Source organism: Saliterribacillus persicus (genome assembly GCF_003337485.1).
Classification (GTDB): Bacteria; Bacillota; Bacilli; order Bacillales; family Amphibacillaceae; genus Saliterribacillus; species Saliterribacillus persicus.
In genome coordinates this window covers 111,237-131,892 of sequence record NZ_QPJJ01000005.1, presented here as the reverse complement: position 1 = coordinate 131,892, position 20,656 = coordinate 111,237, and the positions used below count along the sequence as shown (strand labels likewise).

16 protein-coding genes and 1 pseudogene are annotated in these 20,656 nt (G+C 35.3%); 13 read left to right on the top strand and 4 right to left on the bottom strand.

The features are described 5' to 3' along the window. The first annotated feature begins 79 nt into the window (after positions 1-79). The gene (locus DFR57_RS07435) at positions 80-2,353 is read left to right on the top strand and encodes a glycoside hydrolase family 127 protein (RefSeq protein WP_114352505.1); all 2,274 of its coding nucleotides are present in this window, start codon (positions 80-82) and stop codon (positions 2,351-2,353) included. A 175-nt stretch (positions 2,354-2,528) separates the two neighbouring features. Here the strand turns inward: DFR57_RS07435 and DFR57_RS07430 are convergent, their stop codons facing one another. The 4 genes from DFR57_RS07430 to DFR57_RS07415 all read right to left on the bottom strand — a co-directional run bounded on the left by DFR57_RS07430 (position 2,529) and on the right by DFR57_RS07415 (position 5,893). Then, a complete protein-coding gene (locus DFR57_RS07430; protein WP_114352504.1) occupies positions 2,529-2,654 on the bottom strand; it encodes a YjcZ family sporulation protein in 126 nt (41 codons plus the stop codon). Positions 2,655-3,055: 401 nt separating this feature from the next. Further along, positions 3,056-3,844 carry a Cof-type HAD-IIB family hydrolase gene (locus tag DFR57_RS07425; protein WP_114352503.1) on the bottom strand — a complete coding sequence of 263 codons (789 nt, stop codon included), beginning with the start codon at positions 3,842-3,844 and terminating at the stop codon, positions 3,056-3,058. A 265-nt stretch (positions 3,845-4,109) separates the two neighbouring features. Then, positions 4,110-5,057, bottom strand: a complete 948-nt coding sequence (lipA, locus tag DFR57_RS07420) for a lipoyl synthase (RefSeq protein WP_114352502.1) — start codon at positions 5,055-5,057, stop codon at positions 4,110-4,112. 11 nt (positions 5,058-5,068) lie between these two features. Then, entirely contained in the window at positions 5,069-5,893 is an 825-nt protein-coding gene (locus DFR57_RS07415) for a lipoate--protein ligase family protein (RefSeq protein WP_281270476.1), read from the bottom strand. Between the two features lie 205 nt (positions 5,894-6,098). Here DFR57_RS07415 and DFR57_RS07410 point away from each other — a divergent pair, with 205 nt between their 5' ends. The 12 genes and pseudogenes from DFR57_RS07410 (at position 6,099) to DFR57_RS07355 (ending at position 20,651) form a co-directional block, all read left to right on the top strand. After that, on the top strand, positions 6,099-7,010 hold the full coding sequence (locus DFR57_RS07410; protein WP_114352501.1) for an AEC family transporter: 912 nt from the start codon (positions 6,099-6,101) through the stop codon (positions 7,008-7,010). 72 nt (positions 7,011-7,082) lie between these two features. Continuing rightward, a complete protein-coding gene (locus DFR57_RS07405; RefSeq protein ID WP_114352500.1) occupies positions 7,083-7,898 on the top strand; it encodes an SDR family oxidoreductase in 816 nt (271 codons plus the stop codon). A 25-nt stretch (positions 7,899-7,923) separates the two neighbouring features. Next, on the top strand, positions 7,924-8,679 hold the full coding sequence (locus tag DFR57_RS07400) for a sulfite exporter TauE/SafE family protein (protein WP_342768832.1): 756 nt from the start codon (positions 7,924-7,926) through the stop codon (positions 8,677-8,679). 19 nt (positions 8,680-8,698) lie between these two features. Then, positions 8,699-10,177, top strand: a complete 1,479-nt coding sequence (locus DFR57_RS07395) for an alpha-L-arabinofuranosidase C-terminal domain-containing protein (RefSeq protein ID WP_211315352.1) — start codon at positions 8,699-8,701, stop codon at positions 10,175-10,177. A 498-nt stretch (positions 10,178-10,675) separates the two neighbouring features. Then, positions 10,676-11,959: pseudogene (locus DFR57_RS07390) on the top strand (O-acetylhomoserine aminocarboxypropyltransferase/cysteine synthase family protein); the annotation flags it as partial. A gap of 146 nt (positions 11,960-12,105) precedes the next feature. Further along, a complete protein-coding gene (locus tag DFR57_RS07385; RefSeq protein WP_114352498.1) occupies positions 12,106-13,242 on the top strand; it encodes a sugar ABC transporter substrate-binding protein in 1,137 nt (378 codons plus the stop codon). Between the two features lie 204 nt (positions 13,243-13,446). After that, positions 13,447-14,952: a sugar ABC transporter ATP-binding protein gene (locus DFR57_RS07380; RefSeq protein WP_114352497.1), complete on the top strand. Its 1,506-nt coding sequence runs from the start codon at positions 13,447-13,449 to the stop codon at positions 14,950-14,952. 1 nt (position 14,953) lies between these two features. Then, positions 14,954-15,967 (top strand): ABC transporter permease, encoded by a 1,014-nt coding sequence (locus DFR57_RS07375; protein WP_245937417.1) that lies wholly within the window; start codon positions 14,954-14,956, stop codon positions 15,965-15,967. Positions 15,968-15,979: 12 nt separating this feature from the next. Continuing rightward, entirely contained in the window at positions 15,980-17,194 is a 1,215-nt protein-coding gene (gene mtnK, locus DFR57_RS07370; RefSeq protein ID WP_114352495.1) for an S-methyl-5-thioribose kinase, read from the top strand. Between the two features lie 14 nt (positions 17,195-17,208). Further along, positions 17,209-18,273 carry an S-methyl-5-thioribose-1-phosphate isomerase gene (gene mtnA / locus DFR57_RS07365; RefSeq protein WP_114352494.1) on the top strand — a complete coding sequence of 355 codons (1,065 nt, stop codon included), beginning with the start codon at positions 17,209-17,211 and terminating at the stop codon, positions 18,271-18,273. A gap of 51 nt (positions 18,274-18,324) precedes the next feature. After that, a complete protein-coding gene (locus DFR57_RS07360; RefSeq protein ID WP_114352596.1) occupies positions 18,325-19,119 on the top strand; it encodes a class II aldolase/adducin family protein in 795 nt (264 codons plus the stop codon). Continuing rightward, complete coding sequence (locus tag DFR57_RS07355) at positions 19,119-20,651, top strand: aldehyde dehydrogenase family protein (RefSeq protein ID WP_114352493.1); 1,533 nt, start codon at positions 19,119-19,121, stop codon at positions 20,649-20,651. The genes DFR57_RS07360 and DFR57_RS07355 overlap by 1 nt, the downstream gene beginning before the upstream one ends. The last annotated feature ends 5 nt before the right edge of the window (positions 20,652-20,656 follow it).

Genomic DNA, 20,656 nt, shown 5'->3' with positions numbered 1-20,656 from the left:
CAGGAAAAATTAAATGTACAAAATAAAAAAAACCATTCATACTATGGTTAAAGCTATATTATTATGGAGGGGTATAAAAATGAATCAAATCAAATTATCAGATAAGTTATTCAGTCACGCCCAACAACATGGTGAGAAATACTTACTATATTTAGATGTGGATCGCTTAATGGCACCTTGCTATGAAGCAGCAGGAATGGAGCCGAAAAATGAAAAATATGGTGGTTGGGAATCAACTCCTATAGCTGGTCATTCTATTGGGCATTGGTTATCTGCAACCGCTACAATGTATGCGGTGACAAAAAAACAAGCGTTGTATGATAAATTAAAATATGCAGTAGAACAGCTTGCTATCGTGCAGGATGAAGAAGGGTATGTTAGTGGTTTTTCAAAAAAATGCTTTCAAGAAGTTTTTACCGGAGATTTCGAAGTGAGTAATTTCAGTCTTGGAGGATCTTGGGTACCTTGGTATTCTATTCACAAAATTTATGCAGGCTTAATTGATACATACCAGTTAACGGGAATGGAAAAGGCGTTGGATGTTGTCATCCAATTAGCGGATTGGGCTTATAATGGATTGATAAATTTAAATAACGAGCAATTTCAGAGAATGCTAATCAGTGAACATGGAGGAATGAATGAGGCTTTTGCTGATCTATATCTCTTAACTGACAATCCAAGGTATTTAGAATTAGCAGAGCGTTTCTATCATGAAGCTGTGTTAGATCCTTTATCGAGGGCAAAAGATGATCTAGAAGGAAAACATGCGAATACACAAATCCCGAAAGTAATTGGTGTAGCAAAACTTTATAATATTACCAAGAAGGAAAAATATAAAAGAATCGCAACATTTTTTTGGGATCAAGTGATAACATATCGTACATATGTTATCGGTGGAAATAGTATTCGCGAACACTTTGGTCCAGAGAATGCAGAAAAGCTAGGGATTACAACTACTGAGACCTGTAACACCTACAACATGTTAAAACTAACAGAACTGCTTTTTGATTGGTCTCAAGAATCAAGATATATGGATTTTTATGAGCAAGCTCTTTATAATCATATTCTTGCGTCACAAGATCCTATTTCTGGAATGAAAACTTATTTTGTCTCAACCGAACCTGGCCATTTTAAAGTATACAATTCGCCTGATCATTCTTTTTGGTGTTGTACAGGTACAGGAATGGAAAATCCCGCTAGATATAACCGAAGAATCTTTCATGAGTTGGGAAATGTAGTATATGTGAATCTATTTATTGCTGCTGAAGGAAGTTTTGATAATGGTAAATTCCAAATTGAACAAGCTACTGATTTTCCAAATGATAACCACGGGAACCTTACGATAGTTAAAGCATCTGGAAAATCTACTGCCCTTGCTATTCGCCTACCGAAATGGGCTAATGGAAATTATTCCTTTACTTTGAACGGGAAAGTAGTTGATTATAAAATCGAAAATGGCTATGCCATGTTTAATCAGTTATTTTCTGAGGGTGATGTAATCAGATATGAATTTGAAATGGAAATTAATTTATATAAATCAAAGGATGATAATAAAAAACAAGCTTTTCTGTATGGTCCGATTGTATTAGCTGGAGCATTAGGGAAGGAAAACTTTCCTAAGACAGACATTTTAGAAGATCATCAATCGCTTAATAATCATCCTCTTATTGAAGTACCAACCATTGTTACAAATGATGAAGAACCAGAAAAATGTATAAGCAGAAAAAACTCAAAAGAATTGATATTTGAAACAAAAGCCATAGGACAACCCGGCAATCAAACATTAACCTTACTTCCATTTTATAGTCTTCATCATCAAAGGTATACGATTTATTGGGATGTAATGAACGAAGAAGAATATATTGTATTTTTAGAACAAGAAAAGAAAAGCAGAATTAGGGAGCAAGAAATTACAGTTGATGTGGTAACGCCTAATGAACAACAACCAGAAGTAGATCACCATTTAAATTCGAAAAATTCTACTTCGGGCTATTTAAATGAGGCTCATCGTGGATTTAGGGATGCTCGAGACGGTGGATACTTTCAATATAAAATGAAAGTAGAAGCAGAAAAGCAAATGTATCTATATGTGAACTATTTTGGAAGTGACTCAACTTTAACGGTCAATGGTGAAAAAATGGAGAGGGAATTTACGATCCACATTGATGATGTTGAGATTGCAACTCAAGAACTAAAAGGTGAAAAACCTGGTGAATTAATAAATGAAAGCTATTCTATTCCAATGCACCTCACAAATAATAAAAAAGAGGTAAACGTAGCTTTTAAAGCTCCGAAAGGAAAAGTAGCAGGTGGAGTTTATGGTATAAGGATTTTAAAAGAACCTAAGCTATAGAATTTAAACAGAAATAGGAGGTGGACCTACATCTTCTATTTCTTTTGCTCTCATTTCAAATAAAACATTAATTTATTGCAAAAAAGTATTTTTTAAAATAATTTTTAATGCTTCATAAAGTATAAAACACCTGTAAATCATTGATTTACAGGTGTGCAACAAATAAGATTAAATTTTAGTAAAAAGATGCCCCAACGATAATTAACAAGATGAAGAGAACAACAACTAAAACAAAACCTTCTCCGTAGTTTTTACCAGGCGGGCTATATCCGCCCTTTTGTTGATAACCATAGTCACCCATATTATGTCCCTCCTATATAGTTCAGTTATAGTTCAGTTCAAGCGAATGAGCAATTCGCCATTACTTATAGTTTAATGTATGTTAGGGAATTTATTGGGGAAGGGTAAATGACTATATTTTTTAAAATAGGTAGGAGCCTAAAGTTCGCAAAAAAGTTAGTCAGAATATCTTACAAGAGGTAAGATTTTCTATTTTTTCTATGATACATTTACATCATAAACTTATAAGTGAAGTCACTTATATCGTTTATTGCTCCCCAATCCATGTAAGGTGTCTGCTACAAAATTTCAAGCAAAAAAACCAACCTTCGCTCAGTTGGTTTTTTTGCTGTTAACTTTTTTATAAAATGATACTAGCTTCAAAAGTAAAGCAGAGCGGTGCGAATGTTTTTAGACTATCTTTCAAATTAATCCAAGCCTTTTTAATCCATTATAGACTCCTGAATCCTCCACACTTGTGGTTCTATGTTTTGCATATGCAAATAATTCTTTATTAGCATTCCCCATTGCGAAGCTTTCTCCTGCGAATTGGAGCATTTGCTTATCGTTCATACCATCACCAAATGCTATAGCTTCACTTGCTTTAATTCCCAGTTTGTCTAATATTAACTTTACTGCCATTCCTTTATTAACGTCATCCTGGATGACATCATAAGCTTTTTCTAGACCAGATACATTTACTTGTGAGAATGTAATTTCCTTTAATGGGGTGCGATATAATTCCGGCTCACCTTCAGCAACATTCATTACTGTAATACCAAGTATTTTTTCTATATATCCTTTATCAAATTCTTTATTTTGTTGTAATTTAAAATAATCGATAAAATCTTTAACGCTTTGATGTTCCATTGATGTAAATAGATTTAATTGATCAGTGTATAGGACCATTTCATGGTTGTTTGCTTTTGCAACTTCTAGATAATGCTGGATAACATCTCTTGAGAAGGGCTCATTGACGATAATATCATCACGAAATTCTGCGTATGCACCGTTGTATCCAATATAAGAGTCAATATCAAGTAAATCAGCAATATCAAGGACTTCATGTAAAGGGCGCCCGGTAGCTAAGAAGACTTCAATACCTTTTTCTTGCACTGCTTTTATGGCCTCTTTCGTAGAATCTTCAATGGTGTGATCACGTTTTAAAATTGTTCCATCTATATCTAAAAATAATACTTTGTAATTTGTCATGAGGTAACTCCTTTTGTCTGGTAAACTTATTATTGTAGCTTTAGTCTTAGTAATCCCTATTATACAAGAGCATCTCGGAAAAATATAGTAGAAGGAATAAAAGTATAGAGAGATAGATAGGACTTAGGGGTGTCACTTAGGTATAGGAATTACTTAAATCATAAGATCAATTTTTTATTATCAAGATAAAAAAGCACCTCTTAGAAGAGATGCTTTTGAAAAAGCTTTTTACATTTATAATGCTTGTAAGCTTCCATTCCAACATTTAAAAATTAAGGTTGGATAATTCTTTCCCACTATTTTCTTCATACCCCTTCATGTAATTAATTCTTCTCTGCGCAGCTGATTTGTTAACTTGCTCATCTGCATGGTAAGAAGAACGAACAAGTGGAGCTGATTCACAATGTTTGAATCCGCGTTTGAATGCTTCTTTTTTTAGTTCTTCAAATTCATCAGGGTGATAATATCGTTCTACATTTAAGTGCTTCTTAGATGGCTGTAAGTATTGTCCAATCGTCATAATATCTACATTATTTGCTCGTAAGTCATCCATTGTTTCTAATATTTCTTCTTTTGTTTCTCCTAAACCAACCATTAAACTTGATTTAGTAGGAGTGGAAGGAGCTATTTCTTTTACTCTTCTTAATAATTCTAAAGAACGATCATACATGGCAATTGCACGAACACGTTTCGTAAGTCGTCTTACCGTTTCGATATTGTGATTAAAAATATCCGGCTTGCTTCCCATTAATAAGTTTAAGCTTTCATAATCACCTTTCATATCGGAAGGAAGAATTTCTACTGTGCAACCAGGAACCCGTTCTCTAATTTGATTCACTGTTTCAGCAAAAACACCTGCTCCACCATCTTTAAGATCATCACGTGCTACAGATGTCACGACAACATGTTTTAACCCCATGATCTCTACTGATTCAGCTACTCGTTTTGGTTCACCCCAATCTAATTCATTAGGTAAACCAGTTTTGACCGCGCAAAAACGGCAGCCTCTTGTACACGTATCACCTAAAATCATAAATGTTGCAGTTTGACGCTCACTCCAGCACTCATGAATATTTGGACATTTCGCTTCTTCACAAACTGTATTTAAACTTTTATCTCGCATTAGGTGCTTTAAACGGTTGTATGATTTATTCGTATTTAATTTAATTTTTAGCCATTCTGGTTTTCTTAAATGCGTTTCATTTTTAGTCAATTTAATTACCCCTATCTATTAAGATTCCACTGATCATTTTCGTACTTATCACGCTGTAAGGTTTTAATTTCAGTTAATTCTTGTTCATTAAAATGATATGGTTCTAAATTAAGGTTAAGAGCTTGTTCAAATCCCTCTCGAAAAGCAGTTTTTACCGTGTCATACGAAAGCACCTTGCTAGAAACATCTTGAATGGAAATAGCTTTATCCTTAAATCCTTGTTGAGCCCGTTTTTTAACAGCTTCTGAGGGATATAAAAATAAATCGTATAATACCTCCTCATTTATAGTTATAGGAATAGATCCATGTTGTAATAGAACCCCGTTTTTTCTAGTTTGGGCGCTTCCAGCAGCTTTTTTACCATCGACAATTAGCTCATACCAAGAAGGCTCCTCAAAACATACAGCCGAGGAACTTGTTGATTTTGCAAGTGACTGATTATGAAAAGATGCGTCTATATGTAATAATTGGTATCCATTTAATATCCCTTTAGAAAGATATAAATATGCTTCTTTTATTGACGTGGGAATACATGGATGGTCCTCACTAATTATAATACTGTATGTTAATTCATCATCGTGTAAAACTGCTCTTCCCCCTGTTAAGCGTCTTACAAGCTTAAATCCCTTTTCTTCTACTTTTTCAAGGTTAATTTTATTTGCTGTTTTTTGAAAATAACCAATCGATAATCCTGCAGGCTTCCATCCATATAGTCTTAGTACTGGTGGAATTAAACCTTTACTATGCCAGTTTAATAAACATTCATCAACTGCCATGTTGAAGCTTGGTGTTTGGTGACCTGAATCAATGTAATACCACGTTTCTTTCATATGCATGTAATAGACAAAGAATGATTGTCTACTATTTCTTCACCCCTTCATATGAGATTGAATTCAGAATAATCGTACAATGACTAGAAGACAATGTCAAAATATTACATGAAAAACTGCTATTTGTGAAAAAGGTAGGCCAGTTTTCTATGATAGAATAGATAATACAAAATAACTTATACATAAGGGAAAAAGAATAGAGGTAACATGCATGGATAGCTTTAATTTGCAATTTTTGATCTCGATAGCAATTATTGCACTCGGATATTTATTAAAAAGGACAAATATCGTAAAGGAAAGCGACGGAGAGGGAGTCGCTCGGATTATTTTTAATTTTACCTTGCCTTGTTTAATTATTGTAACGTTTCAAGACATTGTTTTTGTACCATCCCTATTTTATTTAATTGTTATTGGAATTGTATACGGAATAGTAGCTGGGTTTTTAGGTTTGTGGGTTTTTAGAAACAACTCTAAGGATGCAAAGGGTATGTTTGGGATGATGATCCCAGGACTCAATATTGGTTTGTTTGCGTATCCACTTGTAGAAGGTATATTCGGATTTGAAGGACTTAAATACTTTGGCATGTTTGATGTCGGAAATTCGTTTATAGTGTTTGGACTAATTTACATTATAGCTGGATATTACAGTGGGGGAATGGGGACGCTTGACGCTAGGTCTGTCCTTTTTAAATTAACAAGATCCATACCACTACAAACATATATCATTGTTAGTATTTTAAGGTTGTTCGAAATTTCTTTGCCATCTTTTGTAACAGAGGTTTCTTCAGTTATTTCCGGAGCAAATATGCCATTATCTTTATTACTATTAGGGATATACCTTAATTTTTCATTTGCAAAAGGCTATGGGAAGCTACTAATGAAATTCTTAATTACAAAATATTCTATAGGTTTAACGCTTGGTATTAGCGCTTATATCTTTTTACCAATGGAAGAAATGTTTAGGTTCACGCTATTAATCGGATTTATCTTACCAACATCTGTATCCGTATTACCGTATGCTCTTATGTTTGGATATAATCAACGGTTAGTAGGGACAGCATCAAATATAACAATGATTATTAGTTTCTTTTTGGTTTGGATTATTGTCAATGTAACCATGTAGACAAGTTATTGGTTATCTACTGATTAATATGCTACGATGTTTTAAAACGCTTACACAAAGGGGATTTTAAAGATGGAAAATAAAAAGGTTATCTTTATTACAGGCGCAACTAGAGGAATAGGTAGAAATATGGCGTTATATTTTGCACGTGAAAATTATATAGTAGTAGGATCTGGTAGGAACGAAGATAAATTAAATGAAGTACGAGAAGAAATTTTGAAAATTTCTGGCGATCATCGCATGATTACCATGGATGTAACAGATGAACAGGATATTAAGGATGCTGTTAAATATACAATAGATGCGTTTGGAAAAATTGATGTTTGGGTTAACAATGCTGGATCTTTTCAGGCAATCGGACCAACGTGGGAAGTTAATACTGAAGACTTTAAGAATGATTTAACTACAAATATAATCGGTACATTTAATTGTACACATCATGTTGTTCCAGTAATGCTACAGCAGCAATTCGGGAAAATTATAAATATAGTTGGCGGAGGGACAATCGGTACATTTAAATATGGAAATGGATACGGTGTATCGAAAACGGCAATTGCAAGATTTACAGAAAATCTTTCCGCTGAATTAGAGGATACGAATGTGGACACGTATGCTTTAGACCCAGGATTAAACGATACGGATATGACACGTTATCAGCGAGACAGTAAGGTGGGGCAGTCTTATCTTTCTGGAATAGAAAAATTATTTGAGGATGAAATTGATGTGAAGCCCGATGTGGCACCTGCCTGGGTATTAAATATGGCAGAAGATAAAGTGACAGAATTCAAGGGACGAATCATTTCAGTCTATGATCAATTAGAAGAACTTAAAGAATTTGCTGAAAATACAAAGGAAGAAGATTACTACCAGCTACGTTTAAAGAAATAAGAATTGAAGTTACTAAAGCCAGGGGATGATGAAGATTTTTGACTTAGTTTTAGGCGAATGGATTATTGTAATTTTATGTGCCATGTTAATTGGTTTTGCTAAAACAGGGATAGCAAGTATGGGCATATTAGTTGTAACTGTTTTTATGATGTTATTTCCGGCGAGAGATTCAGTTGGGATATTGTTACCACTATTAATTGTCGGTGACTTATATGCGGTCACCTATTACCGGAAGAACGTTGTTTGGCGATATTTATTTTCACTTGTCCCTTGGGTTTTAATCGGTATCTTTTTAGGCTACCTAGTCTTAGATGTTGTAACAAGTGAACAATTAAAACCAATAGTCGGTATTCTTGTACTTGCCTTAATTGGACTACATATTGGCCGTGATAAATTAGGTGACCGTTTTAATGACTTATTACCTCAATCACGTTCATTCACAATCACGATGGGAATACTTGCGGGCTTTACCACAATGATTGGAAATGCTGCTGGTGGTGTAATGGCAATCTACTTACTTGTTAAAGGATTACCGAAACAAGAATTTGTCGGAACGGGAGCATGGTTTTTCTTATTCGTGAATGTAATAAAGATTCCTTTTTATATTCACTTAGGAATCATCACCAGTGCTTCAATTATGTTTAATATTTGGCTCATACCGGCGATATTAATAGGTGCCTATTTCGGTGTTAAAATGTTAAAGATCATTCCACAAAGAATTTTCCAATACATGGTACTTGGATTTGCAGCTATCGGTGCTATTAGACTCATTATAGGTTAAATACTAAGGAGGGTTTCCTTTGTCCAATCAAATTGAAGTTCGTCCTAATAGAAAATTACATGCAAGAGATTTTATGATTTACGGGCACTTTATCGAGCATTTTCATAGACAGATTTATGGTGGTATTTATGAGCCAGGTCACGCCTTAGCTGATCGTGATGGATTTCGAACAGATGTAATGGAAGCCTTAAAACGAATACATGTACCTGTTATGCGTTGGCCGGGTGGGTGTTTTGTTTCGAATTATCATTGGATGGACGGTGTAGGTGAAAATAGAATTCCTTTTTTTGATAAAGCTTGGCGAGTGGAAGAAAGCAATCAGTTTGGAACAGATGAATTTATTTCTTATTCTAAAAAAATTGGTGCAGAGCCGTATATTTGTACAAATGCAGGTAGTGGAACAGCAGAGGAAATGAGTGACTGGGTAGAATACTGTAATTTAACGGTTGATGGAAAATGGGCTAAAAAAAGAATTGAAAATGGTTATGCTAACCCCTATAACGTAAGGTTCTGGAGTATTGGAAATGAAAATTATGGCGATTGGGAAATGGGGGCAAAGGATTTAAAAGAATGGGGTCGATATGTTAAAGAATCGGCTAAAATGATGAAAAGAGTAGATCCAAATATTGAATTGTTTGCAGCAAGTATCGCAGATTTAGATTGGAATATTAATTTACTTCGTGAAGCAGGCAAATATTTAGACTGGATCTCAATCCACGGTTATTGGGATACATTAAATGAAAAAAATGATTTAGCTGATTTTGAGACGTGTATGGCATATACATTAGCTATTGAACCAGAGATTGTCAAAACGAAGCATATTTTAGGTGCTCTAGGGTATTTAGATAAGATAAAAATTTCCTTCGACGAGTGGAATTTAAGAGGTTGGCATCACCCAAATGTTGATTCTAAGCCAGAGGATTATTTAACACCGCGTGATAAAAATGATTGGAATGACTCCTATACAATGGCAGATGCAATCTTCAGTGCTTGTTTTCTAAATCAATGTTTAAAGCACGGAGATAGTGTGAAAATGGCAAACTTTTCACCGACTGTTAATACAAGAGGAATGATTTACACACATGCAGATGGAATAGTCTTGCGTTCAACATTTTATGTTTTTGAACTTTATACGAACTATATGGAAGATGAAGTGATAGACAGTTGGGCAGATATAGACTCAACATTTGATGTGTGGTTGGATGGAAAGAAAATAACGATCCCAGCGATTGACATGATAGCAACTAGAAGCTCAAAAAATGGACAGCTTGCCATTTCTCTCATTAATCGTGATCCTGACAATTCGCACTCAATAACTTTAAAAGGTACGGAGCAAAAGCATGGTAAGTTATATAGTATCTTATCTGATTCGAAGGATGCTTATAATGATGTTAAAAATCCCGATAGAATAAAACTGAAAGAAGAAACACTCGAATTTAATGGTGAAACGATTCGATTCGACATTCCTCCTCACTCTGTTCATGTCTTGAAATTATAACTGATAATATGAACCAAACATTTGATATAAGTGACTTCTATACTGATGACTCTTATTGACGAATATTCTTAAAGGTGATAATATTCAGAAAAGATAGTAAAAATCGACAAATTTCATTTTAATGAAGAAATTTCGATATTTCGAGTATAGAGTCATTCTTTTATGTTGCATGATGGAGGGATGGTTCCGATGAAACTCTTCAACCTACATAATTTAAGGTGCCAATTCCTGCAAGGCGCACGCTTTGATAGATATGAGCAAGCTTCAGACAGGGTCACCCTTCTTTTTTAAAAAAGTTGGGTGATTTTTTAGCACGTTAGAAGATAAAATCTAGGTTGAACTCCATCTAAAAGCTAATCAAATGTATAAGCCACGAGGATAAAATGATAGACATTTAACTGTTAAACAGGTGAAATCTTATGTTTTTATAGAGATAGAATTGTAGAATTTCTATACATAGAAAGCTAGAATATGCGCACTTTGACTGGGGGAATAACAATGCAAGGAAAAAAGCATTTAGAAACATTACTGTTACATGGTGGCCAAGTACCAGATCCTACTACAGGATCAAGAGCAGTTCCAATTTACCAAACTACTTCCTACGTATTTGACGATACAGAACATGCAGAAAAGCTCTTTTCACTTCAAGAAGAAGGCAACATATATAGTAGATTAATGAATCCAACTTTAGATGTTTTCGAAAAAAGAATGGCTCTTTTAGAGAGTGGAGTTGCAGCCGTTGCAACGGCATCAGGAATGGCTGGAATATCGATGGCAATTCTCAATATCGCTTCTAGTGGAGATGAGATTGTAGCTGCTACAAATATTTATGGTGGTACCTATAACCTTTTTTCTATTACATTACCTCGATATGGTATTAAAGTTCGTTTCGTAGATCCATCAAATTCTGAAAATTTCAAAAAAGCAATTACTCCTAAAACAAAAGCAATATTTGCTGAAACCATTGGAAACCCAAGTCTACATGTTTTAGATATTAAAGCAGTAGCTGATGTTGCTCATGAAGCAAAAATACCTTTGATTATCGACAATACTTTTGCAACCCCTTATGTATCTCGACCAATTGAACAAGGTGCAGATATTGTTGTACATTCAGCAACGAAATGGATTGGCGGGCATGGCACCTCTATTGGGGGTATTGTTGTAGACGGGGGTAATTTCGACTGGAATTCTTTAAAATTTCCAGGATTTATCGAACCAGATAGAAGCTACAATGGAATAGTCTATGCAAGGGACTTTAAAGATATTGCCTTTGCGACCAAGCTACGGGTTCAATTGTTGCGTGACCTTGGTGCTTGTCTTAGTCCATTTAATGCTTTTCAGTTAATGCAAGGGCTTGAAACACTAAATTTGCGTGTGCAACGCCATAATGATAATGCCTTAGAGCTTGCTAAACGACTTCAAAATCACCCAGCAGTCAGTTGGGTAACTTATCCAGGATTAGAAAGTCATCCATCGCATAATTACGCAAGTGATGTTTTAGAAAATGGATTTGGTTCTGTTGTTGTTTTTGGTATTAAAGGTGGTAGAGAGGCCGGAAGTAAGTTAATCAATGGGATGAAATTGTGGTCACACCTTGCAAATGTTGGTGACGCTAAAAGCTTAATCATTCATCCAGCAACGACAACACATTTACAACTATCTGGCGATGAACTAAAGGCAACAGGTGTTACAGAGGATATGGTAAGACTTTCTGTGGGTTTAGAACATATTGAAGATATATATGAGGATTTAGATCAATCATTAAAAAATGCTACAGGAATGGAAAATGATAAACCATCTGATTCAAGCGATCACACAAATGAAATTGTGGATCAACTTACAAGGGAAGTAATTAAACGCTTGCAAAATAAGCGTATCTAACCACGGCAACACATTATTTTATATAAAAAATAGGGGGAAAAAGAGAAATGAAAAATCTAAAATTTTTAGCCGTATTATTTTTCGTATTCATGCTTAGCTTTTTAGTAGCTTGTGGTACGGAAGAAGAAACAAGTTCTGAAGGTGAAGGCGCTGAGGGATCTTCAGGAGAAGAAAGTGAAGGAGAAGCTTCACTTGAAGGAGTTCCAGAAGCGTTTCAATCAGAAGAACAGTTGAAGGTAATGGTAGTAAGAAAAATTGGTGGCGATGATCATACAGCACAATATTTAGCTGGTGCAAAACGTGAAGGGGAAGCATTAGGGATGCAAGTAGATACTTTCTCTGCTAATGGTGACACTGCTAAGTTTCATGACACAATAAATCAAGCAATTGATCAAGGGTATGATGGTCTAGTAATCTCTCATGGCGATGATGAAGCAACAGTTGAATTAGTACAAGAAGCTAGAGACAGTGGTATTGAAGTCGTTACGTTTGATTCTAATCAAGGTTTAATGGATGTAGAAGGGGTTACGCTAACTTCTCAGGATGATGAAGCACTAGCTACCTTAGCTCTAGATAAATTAGTAGAAGAGCAAGCGGAAGATGCTAATATTCTTTACCTTTGGGTGGATGGTTTTCCTCCAATGGTTAGAAGAAATGCAGTATACCAAGATGTGTTAGAAGCTAATCCAGACATTACTGAATTAGAAAGATTTGGTGTTGCGTCTGAGAATACATCTGTTGATACACAAAATGCAGTTGCATCGATGTTAAACAAATATCCAGAAGGTGAAATTGATGCCATATTTGCAACATGGGATGCATTTGCGATTGGTGCAACACGTGCATTAAATGAAGCAAATCGCACAGAGATAGATGTATACGGAATTGATGTTTCCAATGCAGATTTACAAATGATGCAAGAAGAAGGTAGTCCGTGGAAATATACAGCAGCAGTAGATCCGATGTTAATTGGTTCTGTTAATATTCGTATTTTAGCAAAGAAAATTGCTGAGGAAGAAACGCCACAAACGTATGACTTAGAAGCATCTTTAATCTCACAAGAGGCTTTACTTTCTGCTGAAGAAGAAGTGAACATGCAGAATTTAGTTGATGTGATTGATGGTTGGGGAGAAACATCTGAGTTTGAGGAAGACTGGATGATAACTTTAAAAGAAAACAACTAAAATTATGATAAGAAAATAGTGTACAAGATGGAAAGCAATGCTCTTTTGAGTGATTGCTTTCTATCTATATATGAAAAGCTAATGAAACGAATTTTTATAGCTTTCTTTTAGAGAATACAACAGCGTACATTAAAAAATCTAAGTGAAATTATATAATCTAAATAAGAGTATCCCTTATAAATAGGAAAAAACGGGGTGATATACATGGCGCCAACTGAGTTAAAAATGGAAAACATATCAATATCATTTCCAGGTGTGAAAGCACTGGATGAAGTTGACTTTAAGATGGAAACCGGTTCGGTACATGCTTTAATTGGAGCTAATGGTGCTGGTAAATCAACTTTAATGAAAGTTTTGTCTGGTGCTTATTCTCATTATACTGGTGAGATTTTAATCGATGACAAAATTGCAAAAATTCGGTCACCAAAGGATGCTAAAAAACATGGTATCCAAATTGTTTATCAGGAAGTAGATACCGCACTAATTCCTTATTTAACAGTTGGAGAAAATATTATGTTAAATAACCTAGTCCAGGATATGGATAAAAAGCAATGGGTCTCCTACAGTTCAATACACCAAAAAGCAACGGGGATTCTTCAGAAGTTAGATATTCAGGTTTCGTCTAAACAACTTGTAAGCTCTCTGACTTTAGCTGAAAAACAAATGGTTTTAATAGCTAGAGCTATATCAAAAGAGTGTAAATTTCTGATCTTAGATGAACCTACAGCACCTTTAAGTCAAGGTGAGACGGATAAGTTATTTCAAATAGTACGGCAGTTGCAAGAGCAAAATGTAGGAATTATCTTTATCTCCCACCGATTAGTAGAATTATTCGATATTTGTGATGAGATAACGGTTATGCGAAATGGCAAATTCATTTCTCGTGACACCATAAAATCTATTTCGATCAATCAGATTGTAGAAAAGATGCTTGGCAAAAAGCTGGATGAACAATTTCCGAAAATGGAGAAGATCATTGGAGAGACTGTTTTAACAGTTAGTCATTTATCAGATAATAAAAAAGTGAAAGATGTGAGCTTCACTGCTAAAACTGGTGAAATAATTGGATTAGCTGGATTAGTTGGTGCGGGTAAAACAGAAATATGCAAAGCGCTCTTTGGAGCAACAGAAAAAGTAAAAGGCACCATTACATATAAAGATAAGACGTTTAAAAACAAAAATCCTAAGCAAGCAGTAGCACGTCGATTTGCATTTGTACCTGAGGAAAGAAGAAAAGAAGGAATTTTAGTAAGCGAAAATGTAAGAATTAATTTAACATCTTCTCATTTAAAACATTTTCTTCAATTGGGGTCTTTTCTGAATTTTAAAAAGGAAGCCACGGTTGCAAAAGAAATGGTTGGGAAATTAGATGTAAAAACACCTAATATCGAAACTAAACTTGAAAATCTTTCAGGTGGAAACCAACAGAAGATTGCGATCGGAAAATGGTTGATTGCAGATGCGGATGTCTATATCTTTGATGAACCAACTAAAGGGGTCGATGTCGGCTCTAAAAAGGATATTTTCACATTAATTTCTGGTCTTGCTAAAGAAGGTAAAACAATTATTTATGCTTCTAGTGAATTAGTAGAGATTATTGGAATTACTGATAGAGCGTACGTCATCTATGACGGCCAAATTGCAAAAGAATTACAAACAAATAAGACAACAGAACAAGAATTGTTATACTACTCGACTGGGGGGCAATAAATTGAGTAATGCGGTAGAGCCACAAACCAATCCAACATCGCAGGGAAAACAAAAAAAGCCTTTTGATTTATTTCAATTTCTATATAAATATGGGACAATTATAACAATTGTTGCCTTGATTATTATTTTTTATATTGCTAATCCATTATTCTTACAGCCTAGTAATATTATCAATATTTTAAGATCTATTTCAATTGTAACCATTATAGCTATCGGATTAACGATTTCTTTATCTGTAAATGGGTTTGATCTATCAATAGGATCCGTAGCATCCTTATCAAATGCTGTCGTTATTTCCATGTTTATTTGGTATTCACAATCAACGGTTATTGCTATCTCCACTGCAATATTAGCAGCATTAGTCATTGGTGCTTTGAATGCTTTTTTAATCGTAAAAGTTAGAATTCCTGATATGTTGTTGACATTAGCCATGATGTTTATCGTTCAAGGTATTGCGCTTACGTATACGAGAGGTGCTACGATATCTGAAAACATGATAATGGCAGATGGCAATTATGCCACTGGGGAAATAAGTAATGCTTTTGGTATGCTCGGAAAGGTTCCTTGGATTATTATCATTATGCTAATAACGGTAGTGGTCGTACATATCTTTTTAACCTATACCAAGCATGGTCGTTATATGTACGTCATTGGTGGAAATCAAGAAGCAGCAAGGCTTTCTGGTATACCAGTGAAGAAATACAAAGTAATCGCATATTTGCTATCTGCATTTTTCGCTTCAATCGGTGGGATTGTTTTAGCTTCTCGAGTAATGACAGCTGAAATAAATGCTGGAGGCCCTTATTTGATGGACGCAGTTGCCGCTGCATTCATTGGTCTATCTGTGTTAGGTGCTGGTAAGCCAAATGCGTTTGGCACATTTGTAGGAGCATGCTTGATTGGAATTTTGGCCAACGGTCTCGTTATGCTTTCTGTACCATATTATGCTATGGATATCGTAAAAGGTACTGTTTTTGCTCTTGCGTTAGCCTTAACATACTATAAGATGAAATAGGAGGGGTATCATATGACAGATTTTGAAACCAAGTATTTTACCATGACGGAAGCCGAAGCCTCAGAATATGCAATGGAAAAGCTAAATTTTTTCGATGAAAATGCAGATTTAACGTGCAAAGAAATCGGGGATGGTAATTTAAATTATGTCTTTCTTATAAAAGATAATAAAAGTGATAAATCAATTATTTTAAAGCAAGCTGGACCTGTTGCAAGGATCTCTGATGAATTTAAATTATCACCGGACAGAAATAGAATAGAAAGTGAAATACTAAAAATTCAATATAATCTTGTGCCTAAATATACACCGAATACGTACCAATATGACTCAGTTATGAACTGCTTTGCAATGGAGGATTTGTCTGATTTTGAAATTATGCGCTCTGCATTAATCAAACATCGAGTATTTCCAGACTTTGCTGAGCATATTACGACATTTATGGCAAATACACTTCTACTAACCTCTGATGTGGTAATGGAGCATAAAGAGAAGAAAGATCTTGTTAAGAGTTTTATTAACCCTGAGCTTTGTGAGATTACAGAGGATTTAGTATACACGGAACCATTTTATCCATGTGAACGAAACGAAGTATTCCCAGGAACCTTATCTTTTGTGGAAGAGGAGATTTGGGGCGATGAACGTTTAAGTCTTGAGACAGCTAAGCTGAAATTTGATTTTATGACTAAAGCTCAAGCCTTACTTCATGGGGATCTGCATACCGGCTCCATCTTTATAAAAGAAGGAGAAACAAAAGTAATTGATCCTGAATTTGCGTTTTATGGTCCTGCTGGATATGACATTGGAAACGTAGTAGCTAATTTAATTTTCGCTTATGCAAATGGACAAAAAACCATAAAAGACAATACAGAACGTGAAGCTTTCACTTCATATATATTAGACACAATAAAAAAGGTAATTGACTTATTTAAAGATAAGTTCAATAAGCTATGGGCAGAAAATGCCACGGAAAGAGTCGCGCATTATAATGGTTTTAGAGAACATTATTTAGAAACTATTTTAACGGATACAGCAGCGGTGGCTGGTTTAGAATTATCTCGAAGAATTATTGGGTTAGCAAAAGTAGCTGATATTACTTCCATCGATGATTCCGATGACCGAACAGCAGCTGAGATCAGCTGTTTAAAGGCAGCAAAGCGTTTTATTTTAGAAAGATCCTCCTATAAAACAGGGGAAGATTTCATCAAAGATTTACCTAAACTTTTTTAAAGGAGTCGATCAGCATGAGTAAATCGGTGACAGTAATTGAATCTGTAAAGCTTGATGATACTAATAGCGCGTTAATACTACTTGATCAAACAGCCTTACCAAACTATAAAAATTTCCTTCACCTTACTACGGTAGAAGAAGTCTGGGATGCTATTTACGAATTGAAAGTAAGAGGAGCTCCAGCGATTGGTATTGCTGCTGCCTACGGTCTATATTTAGGTGTGAAGAAAATTCAAACGGAAAATATGGAAGAATTTAAGCAAGCCTTTATACAAACAAAAGAAAAATTAGCATCATCTAGACCAACTGCTGTCAATTTATTTTGGGCACTAGATCGTATGCATGCACGTTTTGATAAATCTAAAGGTGAAACAGTCGAAAAGGTAAAAGAACTTTTGAGAGAAGAAGCAGACTTAATTAAAAAAGAAGACCAAGAAGTTTGTGAAGCAATTGGAAAGCATGCTTTATCTGTTTTGGAACCAGGCTGGGGATTATTAACCCATTGTAATGCTGGTACAATTGCAACTGCTAAATACGGAACAGCTTTAGCTCCTATTTATCTAGGACAGGAGCAAGATTATAACTTTAAGGTATTTGCAGATGAAACAAGACCTTTACTACAAGGTGCTAGACTTACTGCTTGGGAATTGAATGAAGCGGGAGTAGACGTCACTTTAATATGTGATAATATGGCTTCAATTGTGATGAAGCAAGAAAAAATTCAAGCTGTTTTAGTTGGTTGTGATCGTGTCGCAAAAAATGGAGATGCAGCAAATAAAATAGGAACCTCAGGTGTAGCTATTCTTGCCAAGCATTATGGTATTCCATTTTATGTGTGTGCACCAATGTCCACAATAGATATGAATTCAGAAACAGGCGATGATATTGAAATTGAGCTCAGGTCCCAAGAGGAAATTAAAGAAAAGTGGTATGCTGAACCAATGGCACCTAAAGAAGTGAAGGCATATAACCCTGCTTTTGATGTTACGGATCATTCTTTAATTACCGGTATCGTAACAGAAAAGGGAATAATATATCCTTCTTATGAGGAAAACCTCGAAAAGCTTTTCAAAGATTAATAATGTTAACAACATGAAGGAGGTGAACAACGCGTGCTCCAGAAAAAATATATGAGTGATTTTGAAGCTAAAAAATTAATGGTTGATATAGGGAAGAGAATATACAATAAAAATTTTGTGGCTGCAAATGATGGAAATATTTCTGTTCGGGTAGGCCCAAATACAATTTGGACAACCCCTACAGGTGTTAGTAAAGGCTTTTTAAGACCTGATATGATGGTGAAAATGAATATTGATGGCAAGATTCTAGCAGGTAGTAGAAAGCCCTCATCTGAGGTTAAGATGCATTTAAGGGTATATCAAGAAAGTGAAGATACAAATGCTGTTGTACATGCCCATCCACCTGTAGCAACATCCTTTGCTATTGCTGGGGTAAGCTTGGAAAAACCAGTTTCACCTGAAGCAGTTGTATTATTAGGCAGGGTGCCCGTTGCACCTTATGCAACACCAGGAACAACGCAAGTGCCGGATTCAATTACACCATTTATTAAGGATTACCATGCAGTATTACTTGCCAATCATGGAGCTCTTACGTGGGGAAGAGATTTAATAGAAGCATACTACCGGATGGAATCACTAGAGCATTATGCTTTAATGCTAATGTACTCCAACAATATTATAAATAAAGCTAATGAACTTAATTGTTCCCAAATTTCTGATTTAATGGAAATCCGTGATCATTTAGGAATTAAAACAGGAGGAATTCCTCCTTGCGACATCAATCTAGAAACAACGCAAAATGAAGGAAATAATAACGCAAATAAACAGCAGGTTATTGAAGAAATTGTTTCTTCTGTAACAAACAGAGTAGTAACAGAGCTTAAGAAGGGAGGTCAACTATCTTAATGGAACTAAATGAAAAAGATCTTCAGGTTATTATTGATTCAGTTTTAAAAAATGTAGAAGCTGCAATAGGCAATTCTTCTACTACAGAGAAAAATTCTTCTACCGACCCTTTGAAAATGAAGGTATTAAGTGGAAATCAGGAGAACGGGCTCTCGAATTTTAGCAATCAAGCATTACCTTCTGGTGTTTTCGATCAAGTGAATGATGCGATTGAAGCTGCATATATAGCACAAAGAAAATGGATAAAAGATTATTCGAAAAATGATCGAGATAAAATTATAGATAAGATGCGCACGGCTGTGATCGATCAGGCTGAATTTTTTGCTGAAATGGTCTTAAAAGAAACAAAGCTAGGTAATTTTCAAGATAAGGTTGCAAAATTAAAACTAACCACGGAAAAAACTCCTGGTGCTGAGATTTTACAAACCGAGACGTTTAGCGGTGATGACGGGCTAACATATATTGAGCAAACTCCTTTTGGTGTTATTGGAGCTGTGACACCAGTTACCAACCCAGTAGACACGATCATTAATAACGGGATTGGAATGCTGGCTGCTGGAAACTCAGTTATATTTAATGTTCATCCTTCATCAAAGGCATCCTGTACTAAAATGGTTGCATTACTAAATGACACTATCACAAATGCTGGTGGTCCAAAGAACTTATTGACAATGGTAGCAAATCCAACTTTAGAAACGGTAGAGCAAATAGCTAATCATAAAAAAATCAAACTTTTAGTTGGAACAGGTGGACCTGGAATGGTGAAAAGCCTGCTGCAATCAGGAAAGAAAGCAATTGGTGCAGGTGCAGGAAATCCGCCTGTAATCGTTGATGAAACTGCCAGTATAGAGAAAGCTGCAGCAGCAATTATTGAAGGAGCTTCTTTTGATAACAACATTTTATGTATTGCAGAAAAAGAAGTATTTGTGGTCGATGACGTTGCAGATGATTTAATTTTTGAACTGTTAAATCAAGGAGCGTACATGCTAGATAAGAATCAATTAGCAAATGCAATGAAACTAACCCTAAAAGAGAACAAAGATAATATTCCTGGTGGTTGTACATATCAGGCGCGTGACTACTTGGTTAATAAAGAGTGGGTAGGAAAAGACGCATCGCTTATTTTAGAAAAAATAGGTGTGAATGCAACCAACGTTAAGCTCTTATTATGTGATGTTGATGAAAATCATCCATATGTTCAATTAGAACAGCTTATGCCACTCCTTCCCATTGTGCGTGTGAAAAATATTGATGAGGCAATCGAACAAGCAGTGAAATGTGAACATGGAAATCGTCATACTGCGGTTATTCATTCCAATCATGTTGAAAATATTACACGTTTTGCGAAAGAGGTAGAAACAACAATTTTTGTTGCAAACGGTTCTTCATTGGCAGGTGTAGGTTACCATGGCGAAGGCTTCGCTACGATGACAATAGCTGGCCCAACCGGAGAAGGTGTTACTTCTGCTAGAAGTTTTACTAGACAACGACGTACTGCAATAACAAACGGTGGACTTAATATTATTGGGTAGGTGAG

Bases quoted from the DNA above. Each gene is read 5' to 3' on its own strand.
- DFR57_RS07360 (WP_114352596.1), top strand. From the start codon at position 18,325: ATGAGTGATTTTGAAGCTAAAAAATTAATGGTTGATATAGGGAAGAGA.
- mtnK (WP_114352495.1), top strand. From the start codon at position 15,980: ATGACAGATTTTGAAACCAAGTATTTTACCATGACGGAAGCCGAAGCC.
- DFR57_RS07385 (WP_114352498.1), top strand. From the start codon at position 12,106: ATGAAAAATCTAAAATTTTTAGCCGTATTATTTTTCGTATTCATGCTT.
- DFR57_RS07425 (WP_114352503.1), bottom strand. From the start codon at position 3,844: ATGACAAATTACAAAGTATTATTTTTAGATATAGATGGAACAATTTTA.
- DFR57_RS07380 (WP_114352497.1), top strand. From the start codon at position 13,447: ATGGCGCCAACTGAGTTAAAAATGGAAAACATATCAATATCATTTCCA.
- DFR57_RS07405 (WP_114352500.1), top strand. From the start codon at position 7,083: ATGGAAAATAAAAAGGTTATCTTTATTACAGGCGCAACTAGAGGAATA.
- DFR57_RS07435 (WP_114352505.1), top strand. From the start codon at position 80: ATGAATCAAATCAAATTATCAGATAAGTTATTCAGTCACGCCCAACAA.
- DFR57_RS07410 (WP_114352501.1), top strand. From the start codon at position 6,099: ATGGATAGCTTTAATTTGCAATTTTTGATCTCGATAGCAATTATTGCA.
- DFR57_RS07430 (WP_114352504.1), bottom strand. From the start codon at position 2,654: ATGGGTGACTATGGTTATCAACAAAAGGGCGGATATAGCCCGCCTGGT.
- DFR57_RS07355 (WP_114352493.1), top strand. From the start codon at position 19,119: ATGGAACTAAATGAAAAAGATCTTCAGGTTATTATTGATTCAGTTTTA.
- DFR57_RS07415 (WP_281270476.1), bottom strand. From the start codon at position 5,893: ATGCATATGAAAGAAACGTGGTATTACATTGATTCAGGTCACCAAACA.
- mtnA (WP_114352494.1), top strand. From the start codon at position 17,209: ATGAGTAAATCGGTGACAGTAATTGAATCTGTAAAGCTTGATGATACT.
- DFR57_RS07400 (WP_342768832.1), top strand. From the start codon at position 7,924: ATGATGAAGATTTTTGACTTAGTTTTAGGCGAATGGATTATTGTAATT.